Here is a 17,951-nt window from a genome sequence, read left to right on the forward strand (position 1 = left end):
CTCCAGTCCAGCGTGGCTTGCAGCGTGGCGTGCCGCGGCTGCGCGCCGCGCTGGCCGAGCCATGAAAGCGCCAGCCGCTCGTCCAGCAGCGTGGCGGTCTGGTGCAGTCCATAGGTCGACACGCGGCGCGCCGCGAGTTCGATGGCCAGCGCCACGCCATCGAGCTTTCTGCAGATGTTCGCGATGATCGGCGCGTCGGTGCCGTCGAGGTCGAGCGTGCTTCCGCTGGCCTCGGCCCTGTCCACGAACAGGCGCGTGGCGGGATACGCGAGGATCTCGCGCGCGCCGAGGCCGGGAAGGTCCGGCGGACTGGCAAACGGATTCAGCGGGTGGACATACTCGCCCCGGACCCGCAGCGCCTCCCGGCTCGTGGCCAGGATATGGATGCTGGGCGCGGCCTGGAAGATTCTCTCGGCCAGCGAAGCTGCCGCCGCGATCACGTGTTCGCAGTTGTCCAGGACGAGGAGCATCCGGCGCTCGCGCAGGTACGAGATCAGGCTGGGAACCGGATCGGCGGAACGCACCGAGAGCCGCAGCATCGAGGCGATGGCGGTCGGGACCAGGGAAGGATCGGTGAGTGTCGCCAGGTCCACGAAGACGACCGCGCCGGCGAAATCGTCCAGCAGATCGTGCCCGGTCCGGACCGCGACCGTCGTCTTGCCGACGCCCCCGGTACCCACCAGCGTGACGAAGCGTCCCTTGGCAAGCTGCGCCGCAATGGCAGCCAGATCCCCGCTGCGCCCGACCAGCAGGCCCGGCGGCGCAGGCAAGCCAGGCTCGACCGGCGACTCATCCCGCTGCGCCTGCACCTCCGGCTCGGCAAAGGTCCTGGAAATCTTGGCGACGAAGCAGTAGCCGCGGCCGACGATGTTCGACACATAGCGTGCGCCATCCTGCCCATCGCCGAGCGCCTGCCGCAGCATCGTGATCTGGTAGCGCAGGCTTCCGTCTGAAATGACCACGCCGGGCCAGGCCTCTGCCAGCAGTTCCTCCTTGCTCACCACGGCGTTGGCCCTGGCGATCAGCGCGAGGAGCACATCCATGGCGCGGCCGCCCAGGTCCAGCGGCACGCCGTTGCGCGCCAGCAGCCGCTCGTTGACTCGCAGGGTGAAAGGGCCGAATGAAACGATCTCGCCTGGCTGGGCGAGCGGTTCTTTCCTCATGGCCGGTGGCGGGCTCAATGGAATGCGGGACGAAATTGGATTTGAAAGTTCCTGGATGCTCCGCTCACGAATGGCAGCAGATTCGCGCGTCGCCGAGGCCGCCGGAGTTTACAGCCAGAGGCTCATCGGCCTCGGTGCGAAGACGCGATGGCATTTCTGGTATTCATCAGCGCACCGCAAAAATGCAGCGGGCGGCGCCTTGCCCCTCCGGCGCCTGCGTCCGCGCCTGCGTCACGCGACCACGAGCGGCAGCGTCAACCGTGCCTCGAACCCGCCGCTGCGGCGGTTCTCCAGATGGAGCTCGCCCTGCATCGCCTGCACCAGGCGCCGGGAGATCGCCAGGCCGAGGCCGGACCCGGGCTTGCCCTCTTGCAGCTGCTGCCCCCGCACCCAGGGGGAGAGGACGGCGTCGATCTGCGCCGGCCGGATGCCCGGGCCGGAGTCGACCACGGCCAGCACGAGGCTCGTCTTATCGACGCGGGCGCAAACGCGAACATCCGTGCCGTAGCGCAAGGCGTTGTCGATCAGGTTGGCCAGCACGCGCCGCAGCGCGAGGGGGCAGGCAACCACCGGCTGGCCGATGCATCCGTCGAGCGCAATCGCACGGCCCGAGTCGCGGTAGTTGCGCACCAGGTTGCCGATCAGGCCATCGGCATCGACCCGCTGCAGCGGCTCGGCCAGGCTGTGCTGCATCCGCGCGCAGGCGATGCTGCCTTCGACCAGCTCGCGCATCTCGGCGAGGTCCCGCTCCATGGCCTTGCGCGCCTCGGCGTCCCCGAGCATTTCGCAGCGCAGTCCCATGCGGGTGAGCGGCGTGCGCAGGTCGTGCGCATAGCCGGCCTGCACGTCCAGGTGCTGCGCCTGGCGCTCGGCCTGCCGGCGGCCGAGTGTATTGATCGCGCGCGCCACCCGGGCGATGTCGGCCGGACCGCTTTCTTCCAGCGCAGGTATGCGGGCGTCGCTTGCCGCGCGTTCCAGCATGACGGCCAGGCGCGCCGCACTCGCACGGTGGGCCTGGAGCTTGAATCCGAGGAACGCCGCCACCAGCGCGAGGCCGGCGAGCAGCGGCATGCCCAGGAGCCACAGCGTGCTGCCGCTGATCGCGCAGGCCGTTGGCGCAAGCGCCGCAGCATGTGCGTTCTGCCCGAGCGCGAGGACGGCGAGCGCGCGGGCCGCGGCCAGCGCCATGTCGTTGGCGGTATTGGGATGGATGGTGCCGATGGACTTCAAGGGGCTGCAGGTCATCTCTTTCTCCGTTCGCCGGCGCAACGGCCGGCACAAAGGAGATGACATCACGGGGGAGGGCGCGCACACCATTGCACCAGCGTTCGGCCAACCCCTACGAAGGTTTGCCGTCACCATGCGTCCGTGTGGACCGGTGAGGCCGTGCCGAGCGGCGCGTTCAGTGCGCGTCTTGCAAGAGGCCGAGCGCTTCCATCTTGCGCACCAGGTCCGCGACCGAGCGCGAGTTCATCTTGCGCATCGCCTGGCCCCGATGGATCTTGGTGGTGATCTCGGCAATGCCCATGCGGGCGGCGATCTGCTTGTTCATCAGGCCCGCGGCCACATGCTGCACCACCTCGCGCTCGCGCGGCGTGAGCGAGTCCCAGCACACGCGCAAGGCATGCAGCGAGTGCCCGAGCGCCAGGCGCCTGGCGTCCTTGTCCAGCGCGGCGGTGACCGCATCGATCATGTCCTGCTCGCGAAAGGGCTTGCTCAGGAAGTCCATGGCGCCGGCCTTCATCGCCCGCACGGTCATGGCGATGTCGCCGTGGCCCGTCATGAAGATGATAGGGATCGGCGCGCGGCCGGGCTGCAGCAGGGTTTGCTGCAAGGCCAGGCCGCTCTGGCCGCGCAGTCGCACGTCCAGCACCAGGCAGGAAGCGCCGCCGGCACGCGGCGCGGCAAGGAATTCCTCGGTGTCGGCGAAGGTGCGGACCTCCAGGTCGATCGAACGCAGCAGGCTGCCCAGCGCATTGCGCACGAGTTCGTCGTCATCGACGATGTAGACGACGCGCGTATCGCGGTCCGCCTGCAAGGGTGAGGAGAGATCGGTGGCAGGATGCATGGGTGGTCGGCTCAGGTCGGTTGCACCGGATCGGGACGCGGCAGCGTGAATACGGCACGCGTCCCCACCGTCTCGCGCGGCAGCAGGGCCAGCGTCCCGCCGTGCGCATCGAGGATCGACTTGCAGATCGCCAGGCCCATGCCCATGCCGTTGGCCTTGGTGCTGAAGAGGGGCTGCAGCAGCCGGTCGGCGTCCTCGGCGCCGATGCCGGTGCCGACGTCGTCCACCGCAACGCGCACGCGGCCTTCCTGGTCGCTCGCGCATGCCAGCCGCAGCCGCCGCGGTGCGCCGTGCTCGAGCCCCGTCATCGATTCGGCGCCGTTCATCAGCAGGTTCACGGCAACCTGCTGCAGCTGGACGCGGTCGCCGTAGACCGGCTCCGGCGCGTCCAGGCCCTGCAGCTCGAGCACGATGCCCAGCGATTCGAGCGGGCCGGCAACCAGCGTGACCGCTTCGCGCAGCGCTTCGTTGAGGTCGAACACCGCAAACTGCGGCTCGGCCTTGCGCGCCTTGGCCCGCAGGCCCTGGATGATGGTGCGGGCCCGCAGCGCGCTCTTGCTGATGTGGATGAGCATCTCGCGCGCTTCGGAAATATCCGGCGTGCTGCGATCGAGCCAGCGCAGCGCGGCGCTGGCGGAGGTGTCGACGGCCGCGATTGGCTGGYCGATTTCGTGGACGATGGACGCCACCAGTTCGCCCATGGCCTTCAGGCGGCTCGCGCGCTCGAGTTCGGCAAGCGCCCCGCGCAGTTCTTCTTCGGCAAGGGCGCGCTGGTGGTTCTGCTCGAGCAGCTCTTCGTAGAGGCGGGCGTTCTCCAGCGCGAAGGCCGCATGCGAGGCGATCACTTCCAGCACCTCGGCCTTGGATTGCGTGAAGACGTGGGCCGCGAGGTTGTTCTCGAGGTACAGCACGCCGATGAGCGTCGCATGGCGCATCAACGGCACGCACAGGACCGAGCGCGGCCGCCGGCGGCGCACGTAGTCGTCCTGGGCCAGGGACGGCTCCTCGCGCGCATCGCCCACCACGATGCGCTGCTGGGTGCGCGCGACGGACTGCACGATCGATACCGGGCAGGTGCCGCTGCCGAGCGCGACCGGCTCCTGCGTCACCGAGATGGCGCCGGCCAGCACCTGGGCCTGCGCGCGCACCTGCCAGGCACCCTGGCGCAGCAGCGTCAGCGTGCCGTAGCCGGCGCCGGCACTCTCGAGCGCGGTGCGCAGCAGCGTTTCCACCAGCCGCGCGGGGACGATGTCGCTCGCGAGCGCTGTCGAGATGCGCAGCACGGCCTGCGCGTCGAGCGCCTGGAGGCGGCTCGCGGCGGGCGCCCATGCGTCTTGCTCGAACACCGCGGGATGGGCGGCCTGCAGCTGCCGCACCTTGGCCGTGGCGCCCCAGCGCTGCCATGCGCCGCGTGCGTAGCGCAGGTGGCCATGCGCGGACAGTTCATCGCCGCGGCCGGCGTGGAACGCGGCGGCCAGTTCGGCGGCCAGCGCCTCGACCTGCGTGAAGCCATTGCGGCGGGCCTTCGACACCGCGTGCGCATAGGCCTCGCTCGCTTCGAGCGGCCTGCCGTCGACGCGGGCCAGCTCGGCGCGCACCAGCTCGAAGCGGGCCGAGAAGTTGTCGGGGCAGGCCAGCGACCAGGCGGCAAGCTGGTTCACGTCGCGCTGCAGCGCCGCCTGCTGCGCGGCGTCGCGCGCGGGCAGCGCAAGCAGCGCCAGCGCGCCGTAGTACGGCAGTTCGCCGCTCTCGGCAAAGGTGCGTCCCGCCGACGCACAGGCCTCGGCGCGGCCGCGGGCCTCGAGCGCCTCCGCGAGCTCGCCGCACAGCAGCGCGCCCTCCAGCCGGTACACCCAGTATTCGAAGTCCACCAGCGTGGGCGGCGCGCCTTCCGGGGGCAGGCGCGGCGCTTCGCCGGGGTCGCCGCGGGTGCCGTCCTGCAGCCGTGTCAGCAGCAGTTTCTGGGACAGCAGCGCATCGACCACGAACTGGAAATTCGCGTCGCGCGCGATGGCCAGGCCGCGCTCGACCGTGTCGCGCACCTCGCCCAGGAATTCGCCCGCGAACAACATGCCGGAGGCCTCGTTGGGGGCGCAGTAGATCGCGAAGGTATGGTCCGCGGTCTCCACCAAAACCTTGTAGGCGCGGCGGATGTAGTCGCGCGCCGCGCGGGCGGGTTGCGTCCAGGGCACGATCATGGTGCCGAAGGCCATGTGGACGCGGCCGCGGTAGCGGACGAGGCCGCACTCGTCGACCAGGTGCAGTGCCAGCGCGCCGAACTCGCGCGCCGCGGCGTAGTTGCCATAGCGCACGCCGAAGACCTGCGTCATGCACACGTACCCGTCCGCCGAGGCATCCGTGTGGCCGTGCACGATCCCGAGGTTGGCCATGCGCAGCAGGATCAGGTCGACCAGGTTCTGGTCGGTATACAGCGCTGGCGGAATGAGGTCGGCAAAGATGTTGGTGATGGCGCGGCGCAGCGGATCGGTCGCGACCGGCAGCTGCCGCAGCGCGTCCATGCCATGGCGCTCGAGCCACGCCTGGAGCTGCGCGTATTCGCGGTCGACCGCGGCGTCGTCGGGCTGCATCGGCACGTGGATGCCCGACTTGCGCAGGAACGCCAGCCCGACGCCCAGCGCCAGGTCGAAGCGGCCGAGCGTGGTGTAGAGCGCGGCCCGCAGGCGCGCCAGGTCCGCGCCGAAGATGCCGTCGCCCGCCACCTGCTCCAGTGCCGCCAGGCGCGCCTCGGCGACTTCGAGCGCACCGGTCATGAATTCGGCCTCGCCGCACGAGGCGCGCGCGGCAAGGCCGTCCTCGCTGACATCGTCCTCGCCGAGGAAGTCGAGCGCGGCGCGGAAGAAGCCCAGGGCCGAATGGTGTGCCGTTGCGGCCTTGGCCTGGCGGCCGGCCTCGAGGTTGAGCCTGGCGAAGCGGCGCCGCTCGTGGGGCGCATCGACCGCCGGCCGCGCGAGCCCGGCCTGCGCGGCAATCGCGAACACCTGCGCCGACATGGCCGGGTGCGCAAGCTGCCGGCGCGCGACCTGCAGGTGCAGCGGTGCGCGCTCCTCCGGCGGGATCGAGGCGTAGGCCGCTTCGCGGAAGCGATCGTGGCAGAACACCCAGTCACCGTCCTCGCGGCAGACGCTGCCGGCCTGCAGCGCCGGTTCGAGCGCCGCTTCGAGGCTGCGCAGCGCGTCGGCGCCGGAGGCCAGGCCCGCGGCGACGGCGAGCGCTTCGCCCGAGGCACGGTGGCCAAGGCAGGAAAGCAGCTGCAGCACGGATTGCGTGGGGCCCGGCAGCTGTTCGAAGCGGCGCGCCAGCAGGTCGACGACGTTGTCGATGCCCGGATGAGCCGCGATGCGCTCCAGGCTCCAGCGCCAGGCCGCGGCCTGCGCATCGTAGGCAAGCAGGCCGTCGTCGGCGAGCAGCCCGAGCAGGTGCTGGGCAAAGAACGGGTTGCGCCGGGTCTTGCGGCCGATCACCTCGGCCAGCGGGCCGAGCGCATCGGCATCCTGCTGCAGTGCCTGCGCGATCAGTTCGCGCAGGGCGCCCTCGTCGAGCGGGCCGAGTTCCATGGTTGCCGCATCGGGCACTTCGGCAAGCCGGCCCGTGCGCAGCGGATGGTTCGCGTCCACCTCCTTGGCGCGGAACGCGCCGACCAGCAGCAGCGCCTTGCCGGGATACTGGTGAAGCAGGCGCTCGAGCACCTGCAGGGTTCCCGCATCCGCCCATTGCAGGTCGTCCAGCCACAGCAGCAGGGGCCGCGCGGCCGTTGCAAAGCAGGCCAGCAGGCGTGCCATGCCGTGGAGCACGCGCTCCCGTTCGATCGCGGGTGCGGTGTCTGGCGATTCGGGCGTCTCGGCCTGCGGGCCGAGCACCAGGGCCAGGGAGGGCAGGAAGCCGGCCAGGGTGCGATCGACCGCGTTCGTGGCGGCGCGGATCCGGTCCTGCCAGATCGCGAACTCGTCCTCGGGGCAGCCGAGCACGAACTGCAGCAGCTGCTCGAGCGCCTGCACCAGCACCGCGTAGGGCCTGCCGAGGCTGCCTTCCTCGCTCTTGACCGCCGCCAGCAGCGGCGTGCCCGATTGCTGGATGCGCGCCACCGCCTCGCGCAGCAATATCGATTTGCCGATGCCCGATGGGCCCGAGACCCAGGCCACGCGCGATCGCGCACTGCCGGCGACTTCGCGGTAGAGCGCGTCCAGGGTCTGCAGCTCGGCATCGCGGCCCAGCACCTGCTGCGTGCGCAGCATCCTGTGCAGCGTGGCATGGGCGTCGAGCGCGAAGGGCGGAATGCATCCCCGCTGGCGCTGCAGCGTCTCGCAGTGGCGCAGGTCCGCGAGCACGCTCGCAGCGCTGCCATAACGGTGATCGGGCGCTTTCTCGAGGAGCTTCAGGACCAGCAGCGACAGTTGCGCGGGGACGCCCTCTCGCAGTTCGCCGGGCGGGCGGGGCTTCTGCGTCGCATGCGCGTGGATCCGTTCCGCAACGTCTTCGCCCTGGAAGGGAGGCCTGCCGGTCAGCAGTTCGTAGAGGATGCAGCCGAGTGAATAGAGATCGGCGCGCGCATCGACGCGAATGTTCATGCGCCCGCCGAGTTCGGGCGCCATGTAGTCGAAGCTGTCCTCGTCCCATGCCAGGCTGCCGTCGGCCGGCACGCCGTTGTCCGCATCGAGCCGCGCTGCGTAGCCGAAACCCGTCAGGTAGGCGCTTGCGCCGGGCGTGCACAGCAGGCGATCGGGCGTCAGCGCGCGGTGCATCACGCCTGCCGCGTGCATGGCCTGCACGGCGGCGGTGAGCTGGAGTGCCAGCGCAATGAATGCTTCCATGTTGCGGACCGGCCGGGCGGTCCGGCGCAGCAGTTCGCCGCCCGGGTCTTTGAGAACCAGCAGCGCCCCTTCGCCGTGCGGCACCAGCGCCATCGGCACCGCGGCCCAGTTCTCGTGCAAGGCGCTGCGGAACGCATACTCGCGCTGGAGGGTGGCCAGTGTGGCCGGGGCGACCTGGCCGCGCCCTGCAACAAGCCAGGATGCGCAGCCGGCGGCGCTGGCGCGTTCCAGGCGCGGCGTGCCTGTGCCCAGGTCGTAAAAATCCCGCGAAAGCAGGCCTGCACCGGAGAACTGCTGTTCGACGGTCTCCTGTACCGCAGCAAAAATATGCAGACGGCCGTGTGCGGGCTCGGTTTCCGCGCGATCGAGGTAAAGGGTGCTGTCCGGGATCTCTGCCTGGCGGCGCTCGCTGAGTTCTTCTTGTCGCATGGGGGTAGCTTCCGAAGGAGGTTCGGTTCTGGACATGCCTCTGTGCGATCCGGACGCCCCGGTCCGCTGCTGCTCGGCATGGTCTTGAGACGGGTGTCCTTTCGCTGCGTATCTATTGGAGCGCAAATGCCCGCGTGGAGGCAGTCGGGAGCGTTGGCGTGTGTTAGGTGTTGTTAGGCCTGGCCTTCAGGGTGCTTCACGTCGCGCCGCAAGGCCGACGACTTGGAAACGTAGTGTGTGCAGTTCCAGCGCTGACACATAGGCATACGCAATCTGTGCCGGAAGGGGAGGGCGCGGCAAACAATTCATTCGCTCTCTCTACCCAAGCTCACTTCACTACCAAGGAAATCACCATGAAGCTCTCTCGAATCGCCAGTGCTGCCTCGTTCTCCATCCTTGCCGCTCTCGTGGGAGTGCAGGCCCATGCCGAGGAATATCAAGGCGTGTTGCAGACGCACTCGACGCTCGCCCGCAGCGACGTTCGCGCCCAGGCTGTCGCGGCTGCGCACGCCGCGGATCCCTATGCCGATGGCGCCTCTTCGGGTGTGGTTGCGGCGCTGCCCTCCACGCTCGACCGCTCCGCCGTGCAGGCCGAAGCCCGCGCACTCGCTCACGCGTCGGGCCAGAACCTCTATGTCGAGGCCTTCGTCAACAGCCGCGTGCCTGCCCAGTACGGCATCCACGGGGTGCTCCCGACGCGCCAGGCGGGCATCGCCGACGGTGTCACCTTGCGCTGAACGCCGGAGCTCACCGTGACCATGAGATCCAATGTGCTTATCGGCGTGGCGGCCGTTGCAGCCTCGGTCGGCATATTCACCGCGGCGGCAGCGCCGTCCGGAGGCGACATACCCGCCAGCGCCGCGCAGACCGCGCCCGAGTTCCAGAACATCGACCAGTGGCTCAACTCCCCGCCGCTGAAGCTGCAGGACCTGCGCGGCAAGGTCGTGCTSGTCGAMTTCTGGACCTACACCTGCAKCAACTGCCTCAACCACCTGCCCTACGTCCAGGCGTGGAACGAGAAGTACAAGGACAAGGGACTCGTCGTCGTGGGCGTGCACACGCCGGAGTTCGCGTACGAGAAGTCCACCCGGAATGTGCAGGACGCGATCAGCCGGCTGCAGATCAAGCACGCCGTTGCGCAAGACAACCACTACGCCACCTGGAAGGCCTTCAACAACCAGTACTGGCCGGCGGTCTACCTGATCGACAAGCAAGGAAAGATCGTCTACTCGCACTTTGGCGAAGGCAGCTACGCCTCCACCGAGAAAAAGATCCAGTCGCTGCTGGCCGAACCGGCGCCCGCGGCGGGAAGCTGAGATGAGGAAGCTCTGGTTCGCGCTGCTTTTCCTTGCGGGCGGTTTCGCGCATGAAGTGCGCAATCCGGTGAGCTGCCAATGCATCACCGCCCGCGAATTCGCGGGTGCCCGAAAACGCGATCGAACATGAAGCGGGCGGGGCGTTCGGCCGTCCTTTGCTTCGACGGGACGCCACCAGCTTCGTCGGTGCGGATCAGTCCCACGCCTGGTTGCCCATGAAGTCCACGAAGACGCGCAGCGGTGCCGGCAGATCGAGGCGATCTGCGAAGTACAAGCGGCCATCGTGCGCATTCTCGGGTTGCTCTCCATCGAGCAGCCGCAGACGAATGCATGGGACCTACGAGGCCGCGACGGCAAGCAGTTCTGAACTGCCGAATCGCGCAGACGCCAAGGACGGCGATCACCGGATGAAGGCCTCGATGGCTATGCCCTTCCACTCATCAGCTCGGCGCGCAAGTTGGCGAATGTCTTCTCGATGCGCCGGGTGAATGGCTCCTTTCCTCCGCCGTCGGCCCATTCATCGACGGCAACACGGAAAGCGCCCATGCCGACCATTGCCACCATTCGCAGGCCTTCGCGGCGGGTGCGCTGTGGCCAGAGGCGACAGAGCGCTTCGAACACCGCCTGCTCCATCTGCAGGTACTTGGCCTGGTTGGCTGCGCGCAGCTGGTCGCTCGATCGAAGAAGATGCGCGATGACGAGCGTGGTGGACGTGTCGTAGTGCGAGGCCTGCTTCAGCAACGCACCGCACAAGGCATCCAGAGGCGATTGATCGGTCGATACCTCGAGCACGGAGGCACGAACCGACTCGACCAGTCCTCCCTGCCAAGCCAGCAGGATCTCGTCCTTCGACTTGAAGTAGTGGAAGAAAGTCCGCCTCGATATGCCGGCGGCGGCCGCGATGTCGTCCAGCGTGGTCTGTTCATAGCCCTTGACGACGAACAACTCGAGGCCCGTCTGCGCAACGCGTTGAAGCGTCTCGCGGCGTTTCCTTTCGCGCAATCCGTTCTGAGGCAGTTCTGCTTGCACCATGGTCGAATCGTAGCAGGCGATTGCACTGGTTGCATATTTGCACTGAGTGCATTAATATCTGCACTCGGTGCAACTATCGGAGAATCCATGAATCGGGTCCAGTTCGATCACTACGGCGGTGCTGCCACGATGCGCATGGCGGACTGCGAGGCGCCGCAGCCGGCGCCGGGACAGGTGCGGGTCAGGGTCAGGGCAGCAGCCATCAACCCGCTGGACTGGAAACAGCGACAAGGCGCCATGAAGCTCTTCATGGGCAGGGAATTTCCCAAGGGCATGGGGTCCGACTTCGCCGGCGTGGTCGAGGCAGTGGGCGAGGGCGTGCGCGAGTTCCAGGTGGGCGACGAGGTCTTCGGCACTATGGATTTCAAGAAGCCAGGAGCCTTTGCGGAGGTCCTGGTGACCGATTCCCGCCATGTGGCTAAGAAGCCGCCGCAACTCTCGTTCGCCGAAGCCGCCTGTCTTCCGATTTCCGCTGCCACGGCCTGGGCGGCGATTCTCGACAAGGCGCAGGTGTCGAAAGGCGCGCGCGTGCTGATCAACGGTTGCACGGGCGCTGTGGGCTCGATGGCGGTCCAGCTGGCCGTTGCCAACGGTGCTCAGGTTGCCGGGACATGCAGCCGGGCATCCATGGATGCCGCGAAGGCGGCGGGTGTGTATCCAGTCTTCGATTACGCAGTCGAGGGTTGGTGGCATGGTGTCGAGCCATTCGATGCGATCTTCGACACGGCCGGCACGCTGGACTTGCGTCGCGGAATGTCGATGCTCAAGCCCAAGGGCCTTTTCATCGACATCAACCCGACACCGCGCAGGATTGTCCATGGACTGCTGTCGCGCCGCTACAAGATCGCGTTCGCGACGATGGGGTTCAAACATCTGGCCGCCATCGCCGAGCTCGCAGCCCAGGGCACTCTGAAGCCTGCGATCGGCCTGGAGAAGCCGTTCTCCGAAGCCGTTGCCACAATCGCCGCGGTCGAGGGCGGCCTGCGCGTATCTGGCAGGGTCGTGCTGACCTTCTGACTGAGCCCGCGTGTGCAGAGTCGCGCCGCGGCCCGGCTGCCGACAGCGGCGTGGCCGCGACGGGCAAGAAGGGCGACTTCAAGCGACCTTCAGTCCGACAAAGGCGCCTTCTTTACCTCGCGCAGGAGACGAGCCTCGTAGATCCGGGCCTCCCAGGACTCCAGCATCGGCATGCGCCTGTCGGCAAACGCGACGTAGTGGGGCATGCGGATGTGTTCATCCAGATTCTTCATGTCTTCCCACATCTCGAAGACGAACATCTCCTGCTCGTCCTCGAGAGACGGGTAGTGGGTGTATTCCAGGTTGCCCGGCTCGCACCGGGTATTGATGACGTTTTCCGAGACGAAGGTCAGCAGCTCGTCCCGCTTGCCGGGCTGCAGCCTGTACTTGACCGCGACGATGATCGCCATGATGGATGCCTCGCTTCTTGTCAGTGTCCTCGGAGGAGAGCTTCGCGCCTGGCGCGTTCAGCCCAGGGCCTTGCGGATCTCGGCCACGCGTTCGGGCGTGAATACGCCGCTGCCCAACAGGTCCAGGATCGACAGCACGCTGCCGCGCGAACCCCAGCTGCCTTCGTCGATGGTGCGGAACGTGGTCCACCAGGCCGGCGATGGCTGCTCCATGGCGCACGCCTTGGCCATTGCGCCCAGCACGTTCTCGGTCACCTGCTTGCGCACCGGCGTCGGCCAGGCCGCATCCATCACGCAGATGTCGAAGGTGGCGACGTCGGGCGCAGGCGACTGGTCGCAAAGCAGCCGGCCGCCGATCGCCATGCGATCGGGCGTGCGTTCGACGAAGTGCACCTGGAAGCCGATGCGGGCTGGCGGCGCGAACTGGCCGACCTCGGGGACGAGCACCGCGTCGGTCAGCGACTGGGCGAGTTCTCGCCGCTGTTCGAGAGAAAGACGGCCTTCGGGAGTGGTTACGGTAACGATGGTCATGACGGGATCAGTGGACGAGATTGAACGAGGCGGTGGCCGGAGCTTCAGCGGCCCTGGAAGCGGGCCTCGCGCCGTTCCATGAACGACTGAAGGCCTTCCTTGAAGTCGGCGCTGGCGAAGACCTGCTTGCGGATCTCGGGAATGGCGGCGATCGCAGCGGCCTCGCCCTGCTGCACGTACGTCAGCGCCGCCGCCTTGGTGGCGCGCAGGCCGATGGGCGCACAGGCGCAGATGCGGCGAGCGATGTCGAGCGCGCGCTCGCGGTGGGCGCCGTAGGAATGAACCTCCTGCACCAGGCCGACCTCCAGCGCGCGCTGCGCCGAGAACTCCTCGCACAGGAACAGCAGGTGCATCGCATTGCCCCAGCCCATGCGCTGCAGGTAGCGGAAGTGCGCCCCGCCCAGCGGCGCAATGCCGCGTTTGGCCTCCAGCTGGTGAAAGCGCGCCGTGTCGGCCGCAATGACGATGTCGGCCGCGAGCATCATCTCGATGCCCACTGTGTAGGTGATGCCGTGCACGACGGAGATCACCGGCTTGCGGCAGCGCCGGCCCAGCCCGAGCGGATCCACCTGCTGCGGCGGGATCGGCTTCGCGGTTGCGCCCGGGCCGAAGAACTTCGGCATGTCCAGCCCCGCGGTGGTGTGCTCGCCCGCCGGGTCCAGCACGGCCACCCAGAGCTCGTCGTCATCGTCGAAAGCCGTGAGGTGCTGCGACAGCTGCTGCATCATTTCCGGCGTGATGGCGTTCTTCTTCGCCGGGTTGTCCAGCGAGATCACGCATACGTGGTCCTGGACCGACATTTGCACCTGCGGCGCGATGGTTTCATCTGCCATGGCGGGTTCTCCTTGGGCTGGGCGTCGTCATTTCTATGTCAAGTGTCATATTAATTTTCATCATACACTCCCTATGACATTCGACATAGAGAAGAACCCGCATGTCCTCCACCACCAGAGACAAGATGATCGCCGGCGCCGCCGACCTGCTGAGCCGGCGCGGCGTGCACGCCACGAGCCTGCGAACCGTGGTGCAGCACACCGGCACGCCGCGCGGCTCGCTGGGCCATCATTTCCCCGGCGGCAAGCAGCAGCTGCTGGAAGAGGCGGTGCGCCACGCCGCCGAGAGCGTGGCGGTGCCGCTGGAAACGCTGATGAAGGAGCGCGGCGCGGTGGAAGGCCTGCAGGCCTTCGTCGGCTGGTGGCGGCGCATCCTCGAGAGCTCCGGTTTCGAGGCCGGCTGCCCTGTGCTGGCGGTGGCGGTGGAACCCATGGCGGACGAAGAGGACGCCGCATCGGGGGAGCACCTTCGCGAACTCGCTCGCGAGGCCTTCGAGCGCTGGGAAGCCATCCTCGCCGCCGCGCTGCGACGCGAGGGCGTGGCCGCAGGCCGCGCGCAGCGGCTGGGGGCGCTCACCGTGGCTGCCATCGAAGGCACGGTGGCGATGTGCCGAGCCTCGCGCAGCACGCGGGCGCTCGATGATGTGCAGCTGGAGCTGAAAGCCATGCTGATGGCGGCGACCGCGCGCTGAACCTCTTCCGTGCGGCAGGGCGAGACCTTGGGCGTTGTCACGAATGACCTATTCGTTTCGAGCGCCCGAGATCTTCACGAGCTTCTCGATGAGAGGCCCCGTGGCATCGAAGTTGCGACGAAAGTCGGCTGCACTGCCGCCAACAGCGTCCATCCCCAGCTCCTCCAGCCTTGCCTTCATCGCGGGGGTATGCGCTATTTCGCGTGCGTGTTTCTCGAGCAGTTCGAGGACCGGCTTTGGCGTTCCTGCGGGAGCCGCCAGCACGAACCAAGACATGGTCACAAGCTCGGGATCAGGGAAGCGAGCGTTCCCATTCCCCAGGGCACCATTCCCGCCGCAAGATCCTGGGCAAAAGGCGCCTCGCTCTTGTAGGGCACGTGGACCATATCAAGGTCTTGAGTCTTGCTCAGGTACGCTGCCGTGAGATGCCCACCCGAGCCTGTGCCAAGGGATCCGTAGCTGAGATGTCCCTTCTCCTTTCTTGCCCATGCAATGAACTCCTTCATGTTCCTTGCGGGCACATCCTTGTTCACCACAAGGATCATCGTGTTGGTCGCAACCTCCGAGATCACCGCCAGATCGCGCTTGACGTCGTATGGAACGTTGTTGAAGGTGTGCTGCGCGTAGTAGATCGGCGACGAATAGGTGAACAGCAAGGTATGGCCATCCGGGGCTGCCTTGGCAACCGCTTGCGTTCCGATCATTCCTGAGGCGCCTGCCCTGTTGTCCACAAGCACCGGCTGGTTCAGCCGCTTCTTGAGCTGTTCGGCAAACACCCTGCCCAGAATGTCCGTTCCCCCGCCGGGCGCGGCCGGCACCACCAGGGTCACCGGCCTGGTGGGGTAGCTCTGGGCCGATGAAAAGCCGCTGCAGGCGAGGGCCGCGGCCGCGATGACGATCTTGATGAATTGCATGTTTGTCTCCTTCGGTTGCTGCGCCGGTTCGTATGGCGGGCAGCGATTCTTGTGAACGTGAATGCCAGCGCGGTCGTCTTATTCGCCGGTGCCCAGTCCGTAGTAATCCCGCACGCGCGGATCGCGGTTCCTGCCAGGCTCGAACACCTCGAGCAGCACATCGTCCGGTGCCTTGACCATGAAGTAGCCGCCGCCGGAGTGCTCGCGCACGGGGTTGGGCAGATGCAGGCCCGCCGCCTTCATGCGCTCGTAGACCTCCTGCAGGCCGACCACCTGCATCCCCAGGTGATGCACGGCATTGCGGCCCAGATCGCGCGGCGATTGCTCGTACAGGTGCATGGCGCCAATGCCGATCTTCATGAACACGTTGCGTGCACCGCCATAGTCGCCGTCCCAGGTGACGCGGGCATCGAACCACTTTTCATAGAACGCGATGGTCTCGTCGATGTTCGACGCGAACAGGTGGACGTGCTGGAGGTGATAGCGATCGCCCAGACCATAGGGGCGGCTGCGGCTGGGCCCCAAGCTGGAGGTGACTTCTGTCATGCTTTCTTTCTCTCTGTTGGCGTGGTTTGGAACGATGGCGGCCTGCTTCACTTCTTCCAGCGCTTCTGGTCGCGCAGGTCGTGCAGGCCGGGAAGATCGGCGCGAAAGCCGTCGGGGAAGATGCGGTGCTTCTGCACCTTCTGCGTGCCGGTGATCGGCAGTTCGTCGACGAAGCAGATCCAGCCGGGTGGCTTGTAGTAGGCAAGCCGTTCCGCAGCAAACTGATGCAGCGCCATGGCCAGGGAATGGTCGCGGGCCGTCCCAGCGGCCGGAATCACGCAGGCAAGAACCTCCTCGTCGCGCAGATCGTCGGGCACCGCCATCACGGCGACCTGCTTGACCAGCGGGCTGGCGGCCAGCACGGCTTCGACTTCCGCGCTGGAGATGTTCTCGCCGCTGCGTCGCACGATGTTCTTCTTGCGGTCGACGAAGGTGAACAAGCCATCGGTCGAACGCGTACACAGGTCGCCGCTGTGGAACCAGCCGCCGGCCYACGCGGCTTCGGTCGCCTCCGGGTCGTCGAGGTAGCCGCTGAAGAAGCCTTGGCGCGGGTTTTCTGCGGTGTGGCGCACCACCAGTTCGCCTGCGGTGCCGTCGGCCACTTCGTGCCCCGCGTCGTCGACGATGCGGGCCTGCAGCCCCGGCAGCGGTCGGCCGCATGCCCGCGTATGGATCTGGCGCGGCTCGCGGTCGACGCACATGAAGCGGCCGGTTTCCGTCATTCCCCAGACCTCGATGAGCGGGATGCCGAACCGCGTTTCGAACCGCTCGTGGAGCACCGGATCGACGCCCGCGCCAAACGCCACGCTCACACCCGAGTGCCGGTCGCGCTCGGTTTCGGGTTGCCCCAGCAATGCCGGGATCATGATTCCAAGATATTTGAAGCGCGTCGCTCCGGTGTCGGCGATGTCGTTCCACCAGTGCGTCGCGCTGAACCGTCCCGGCATCACATAGCAGGAGCCCGTCACGATGGCGGTGCCCAGCGTGTTGATCGCGTTCATGTGATAGAGCGGCAGCGGATTCATCTGCCGCTCCGAGCCGACTGCAAAGGCCAGATGCGGCGGCAGCTGGCGCGCATAGTCCGCCGCCGTCTGCAGGTAGTCGTTGCTCAGCACGCAGCCCTTGGGCCTGCCGGTCGTGCCTGAGGTATAGAGGATGGCGGCCGCACGGTCCAAGGGTTCGGTTGGCACCGCGGCCGTATTGCCGCGGCGCGGCAAGCGGCGCAGCCCCTGCGGACCATTCGTGCTCAGCGGGATGGCGCGGCCCGAGGCTTCGATGGAACCCGCGAGCAGTGGCTGCAGCGCGGGCAGGCCGATCACCGCACCGCAGCCGGAGTGCCCGAGCTGGTAGGACAGCTCGGCAACCGTCAGGTCGGTATTCAGCGGCACCACGCAGGCACCCAGCGCGTTGAGCGCCAGATAGTGGAAGACGAACTCGGGCCGCGACTCGAAGGCCAGTGCCACAYGGTCTCCCTCGCCCACACCCTGGTCCGCATACTGCGCCTTCAGCGCGTCGACCCGGCCGAGGACTTCACCGAACTGGAGTTCCCGTTGCACCTCCCATGCGTTGGCCAAGCGTGCGGGAACGGCCAGGAAGGGGTTGTTTTCGAATGCTTGCGCGGATTGGCGGAAGCGTTCGTACAGGCTTTGCCTGAGATCCATCGGTCGCTTTCTCTTTGCAAAGCCGCTTTCCGGCTTCGCCGATAGGGAGGGACCGCGGTCTGGTCATTGGCCATGGACCGCGATGGCGGCGGCATGATCCGGGATGTTGCGAAAGAACGCTCCGGAGCCGTTCGAGAACTCTAGGGAGGTCCCGGCGACTTTTCTTCCTACATCGATTCCTGGGCGGAATGCTGGCTGCGCTAGCTAGACAGGGAGTTGCTGCGGGCCTGCGCCTCGAGCCGGTGCTTCAGTTCCATCAGCAGTCCCACGGAGKGCGTCTTGCGTCGGTGATAGACCGTGACTTCGCCCGTCAGCGCATGCAGGTCGACGTCCAGCGCCGCCAACCCTTCGCCTGCGAGCGGCTGGAACGCTTGCTCGGGAAGCACCGTGATCAGGTCGCTTCGCCGCAGCAGCGGAATCATGAGCGTGGCCGAGGTGTCGGTCTCGACGCGCACGTCCAGCGCACCGAGGCCCGCATTGGCGAACATCTGTTCGACCTCGGTCCTGAGC

General features: G+C 67.3%; 17 protein-coding genes. 4 read left to right on the top strand and 13 right to left on the bottom strand.

What is annotated here, in order from left to right; genetic code table 11:
• From AC1DOC_RS02515 to AC1DOC_RS02530, 4 genes are all read right to left on the bottom strand, one after another.
• A partial coding sequence (locus tag AC1DOC_RS02515; RefSeq protein WP_478129361.1) for an ATP-binding protein occupies positions 1 to 1,163 on the bottom strand: 1,163 nt, incomplete at its 3' end.
• Between the two features lie 231 nt (positions 1,164 to 1,394).
• On the bottom strand, positions 1,395 to 2,408 hold the full coding sequence (locus AC1DOC_RS02520; RefSeq protein WP_436298968.1) for an ATP-binding protein: 1,014 nt from the start codon (positions 2,406 to 2,408) through the stop codon (positions 1,395 to 1,397).
• A 157-nt stretch (positions 2,409 to 2,565) separates the two neighbouring features.
• The gene (locus tag AC1DOC_RS02525) at positions 2,566 to 3,231 is read right to left on the bottom strand and encodes a response regulator transcription factor (RefSeq protein ID WP_478079310.1); all 666 of its coding nucleotides are present in this window, start codon (positions 3,229 to 3,231) and stop codon (positions 2,566 to 2,568) included.
• Positions 3,232 to 3,242: 11 nt separating this feature from the next.
• Positions 3,243 to 8,489: a trifunctional serine/threonine-protein kinase/ATP-binding protein/sensor histidine kinase gene (locus AC1DOC_RS02530; protein ID WP_478129362.1), complete on the bottom strand. Its 5,247-nt coding sequence runs from the start codon at positions 8,487 to 8,489 to the stop codon at positions 3,243 to 3,245.
• 353 nt (positions 8,490 to 8,842) lie between these two features.
• On the opposite strand from AC1DOC_RS02530, the gene AC1DOC_RS02535 reads away from it, so the two are divergent.
• Both AC1DOC_RS02535 and AC1DOC_RS02540 read left to right on the top strand, forming a co-directional pair.
• Positions 8,843 to 9,226 (top strand): hypothetical protein, encoded by a 384-nt coding sequence (locus AC1DOC_RS02535; RefSeq protein WP_436298971.1) that lies wholly within the window; start codon positions 8,843 to 8,845, stop codon positions 9,224 to 9,226.
• Positions 9,227 to 9,241: 15 nt separating this feature from the next.
• Entirely contained in the window at positions 9,242 to 9,805 is a 564-nt protein-coding gene (locus AC1DOC_RS02540; protein WP_478129363.1) for a thioredoxin family protein, read from the top strand.
• A gap of 423 nt (positions 9,806 to 10,228) precedes the next feature.
• Here the strand turns inward: AC1DOC_RS02540 and AC1DOC_RS02545 are convergent, their stop codons facing one another.
• A complete protein-coding gene (locus AC1DOC_RS02545) occupies positions 10,229 to 10,837 on the bottom strand; it encodes a TetR/AcrR family transcriptional regulator (protein ID WP_015866196.1) in 609 nt (202 codons plus the stop codon).
• Between the two features lie 87 nt (positions 10,838 to 10,924).
• Between AC1DOC_RS02545 and AC1DOC_RS02550 the strand changes: the two genes are divergently transcribed.
• A complete protein-coding gene (locus tag AC1DOC_RS02550; RefSeq protein ID WP_436288371.1) occupies positions 10,925 to 11,854 on the top strand; it encodes an NAD(P)-dependent alcohol dehydrogenase in 930 nt (309 codons plus the stop codon).
• A gap of 89 nt (positions 11,855 to 11,943) precedes the next feature.
• On the opposite strand, the gene AC1DOC_RS02555 is transcribed toward AC1DOC_RS02550, so the two are convergent.
• The 3 genes from AC1DOC_RS02555 to AC1DOC_RS02565 are packed head-to-tail and all read right to left on the bottom strand — an operon-like array spanning position 11,944 to position 13,628.
• The gene (locus AC1DOC_RS02555) at positions 11,944 to 12,264 is read right to left on the bottom strand and encodes a putative quinol monooxygenase (RefSeq protein WP_015866198.1); all 321 of its coding nucleotides are present in this window, start codon (positions 12,262 to 12,264) and stop codon (positions 11,944 to 11,946) included.
• 57 nt (positions 12,265 to 12,321) lie between these two features.
• A complete protein-coding gene (locus AC1DOC_RS02560; protein ID WP_015866199.1) occupies positions 12,322 to 12,795 on the bottom strand; it encodes a tautomerase family protein in 474 nt (157 codons plus the stop codon).
• A gap of 44 nt (positions 12,796 to 12,839) precedes the next feature.
• A complete protein-coding gene (locus AC1DOC_RS02565; RefSeq protein ID WP_015866200.1) occupies positions 12,840 to 13,628 on the bottom strand; it encodes a crotonase/enoyl-CoA hydratase family protein in 789 nt (262 codons plus the stop codon).
• Positions 13,629 to 13,729: 101 nt separating this feature from the next.
• On the opposite strand from AC1DOC_RS02565, the gene AC1DOC_RS02570 reads away from it, so the two are divergent.
• On the top strand, positions 13,730 to 14,320 hold the full coding sequence (locus tag AC1DOC_RS02570; protein WP_015866201.1) for a TetR/AcrR family transcriptional regulator: 591 nt from the start codon (positions 13,730 to 13,732) through the stop codon (positions 14,318 to 14,320).
• Between the two features lie 48 nt (positions 14,321 to 14,368).
• On the opposite strand, the gene AC1DOC_RS02575 is transcribed toward AC1DOC_RS02570, so the two are convergent.
• The 5 genes from AC1DOC_RS02575 to AC1DOC_RS02595 form a co-directional block, all read right to left on the bottom strand.
• On the bottom strand, positions 14,369 to 14,596 hold the full coding sequence (locus AC1DOC_RS02575; protein WP_478129364.1) for a tripartite tricarboxylate transporter substrate-binding protein: 228 nt from the start codon (positions 14,594 to 14,596) through the stop codon (positions 14,369 to 14,371).
• A gap of 2 nt (positions 14,597 to 14,598) precedes the next feature.
• Positions 14,599 to 15,234, bottom strand: coding sequence for a Bug family tripartite tricarboxylate transporter substrate binding protein (locus AC1DOC_RS02580; protein WP_478129365.1), 636 nt, complete (start codon positions 15,232 to 15,234; stop codon positions 14,599 to 14,601).
• Positions 15,235 to 15,312: 78 nt separating this feature from the next.
• Entirely contained in the window at positions 15,313 to 15,780 is a 468-nt protein-coding gene (locus tag AC1DOC_RS02585; RefSeq protein WP_015866203.1) for a VOC family protein, read from the bottom strand.
• Between the two features lie 47 nt (positions 15,781 to 15,827).
• Entirely contained in the window at positions 15,828 to 17,441 is a 1,614-nt protein-coding gene (locus AC1DOC_RS02590; protein ID WP_478129366.1) for an AMP-binding protein, read from the bottom strand.
• A 200-nt stretch (positions 17,442 to 17,641) separates the two neighbouring features.
• On the bottom strand, positions 17,642 to 17,951 hold a 310-nt coding region (locus AC1DOC_RS02595; protein ID WP_478129367.1), incomplete at its 5' end, for a type 2 periplasmic-binding domain-containing protein.

The organism is Variovorax sp. 01T439_2 (assembly GCF_056398445.1).

Excerpts from the sequence above, each read along its gene's own strand:
- AC1DOC_RS02555 (WP_015866198.1), bottom strand. The coding sequence starts at position 12,264 with ATGGCGATCATCGTCGCGGTCAAGTACAGGCTGCAGCCCGGCAAGCGG.
- AC1DOC_RS02520 (WP_436298968.1), bottom strand. The coding sequence starts at position 2,408 with ATGACCTGCAGCCCCTTGAAGTCCATCGGCACCATCCATCCCAATACC.
- AC1DOC_RS02545 (WP_015866196.1), bottom strand. The coding sequence starts at position 10,837 with ATGGTGCAAGCAGAACTGCCTCAGAACGGATTGCGCGAAAGGAAACGC.
- AC1DOC_RS02560 (WP_015866199.1), bottom strand. The coding sequence starts at position 12,795 with ATGACCATCGTTACCGTAACCACTCCCGAAGGCCGTCTTTCTCTCGAA.
- AC1DOC_RS02535 (WP_436298971.1), top strand. The coding sequence starts at position 8,843 with ATGAAGCTCTCTCGAATCGCCAGTGCTGCCTCGTTCTCCATCCTTGCC.
- AC1DOC_RS02550 (WP_436288371.1), top strand. The coding sequence starts at position 10,925 with ATGAATCGGGTCCAGTTCGATCACTACGGCGGTGCTGCCACGATGCGC.
- AC1DOC_RS02575 (WP_478129364.1), bottom strand. The coding sequence starts at position 14,596 with ATGTCTTGGTTCGTGCTGGCGGCTCCCGCAGGAACGCCAAAGCCGGTC.
- AC1DOC_RS02585 (WP_015866203.1), bottom strand. The coding sequence starts at position 15,780 with ATGACAGAAGTCACCTCCAGCTTGGGGCCCAGCCGCAGCCGCCCCTAT.
- AC1DOC_RS02570 (WP_015866201.1), top strand. The coding sequence starts at position 13,730 with ATGTCCTCCACCACCAGAGACAAGATGATCGCCGGCGCCGCCGACCTG.
- AC1DOC_RS02525 (WP_478079310.1), bottom strand. The coding sequence starts at position 3,231 with ATGCATCCTGCCACCGATCTCTCCTCACCCTTGCAGGCGGACCGCGAT.
- AC1DOC_RS02580 (WP_478129365.1), bottom strand. The coding sequence starts at position 15,234 with ATGCAATTCATCAAGATCGTCATCGCGGCCGCGGCCCTCGCCTGCAGC.
- AC1DOC_RS02565 (WP_015866200.1), bottom strand. The coding sequence starts at position 13,628 with ATGGCAGATGAAACCATCGCGCCGCAGGTGCAAATGTCGGTCCAGGAC.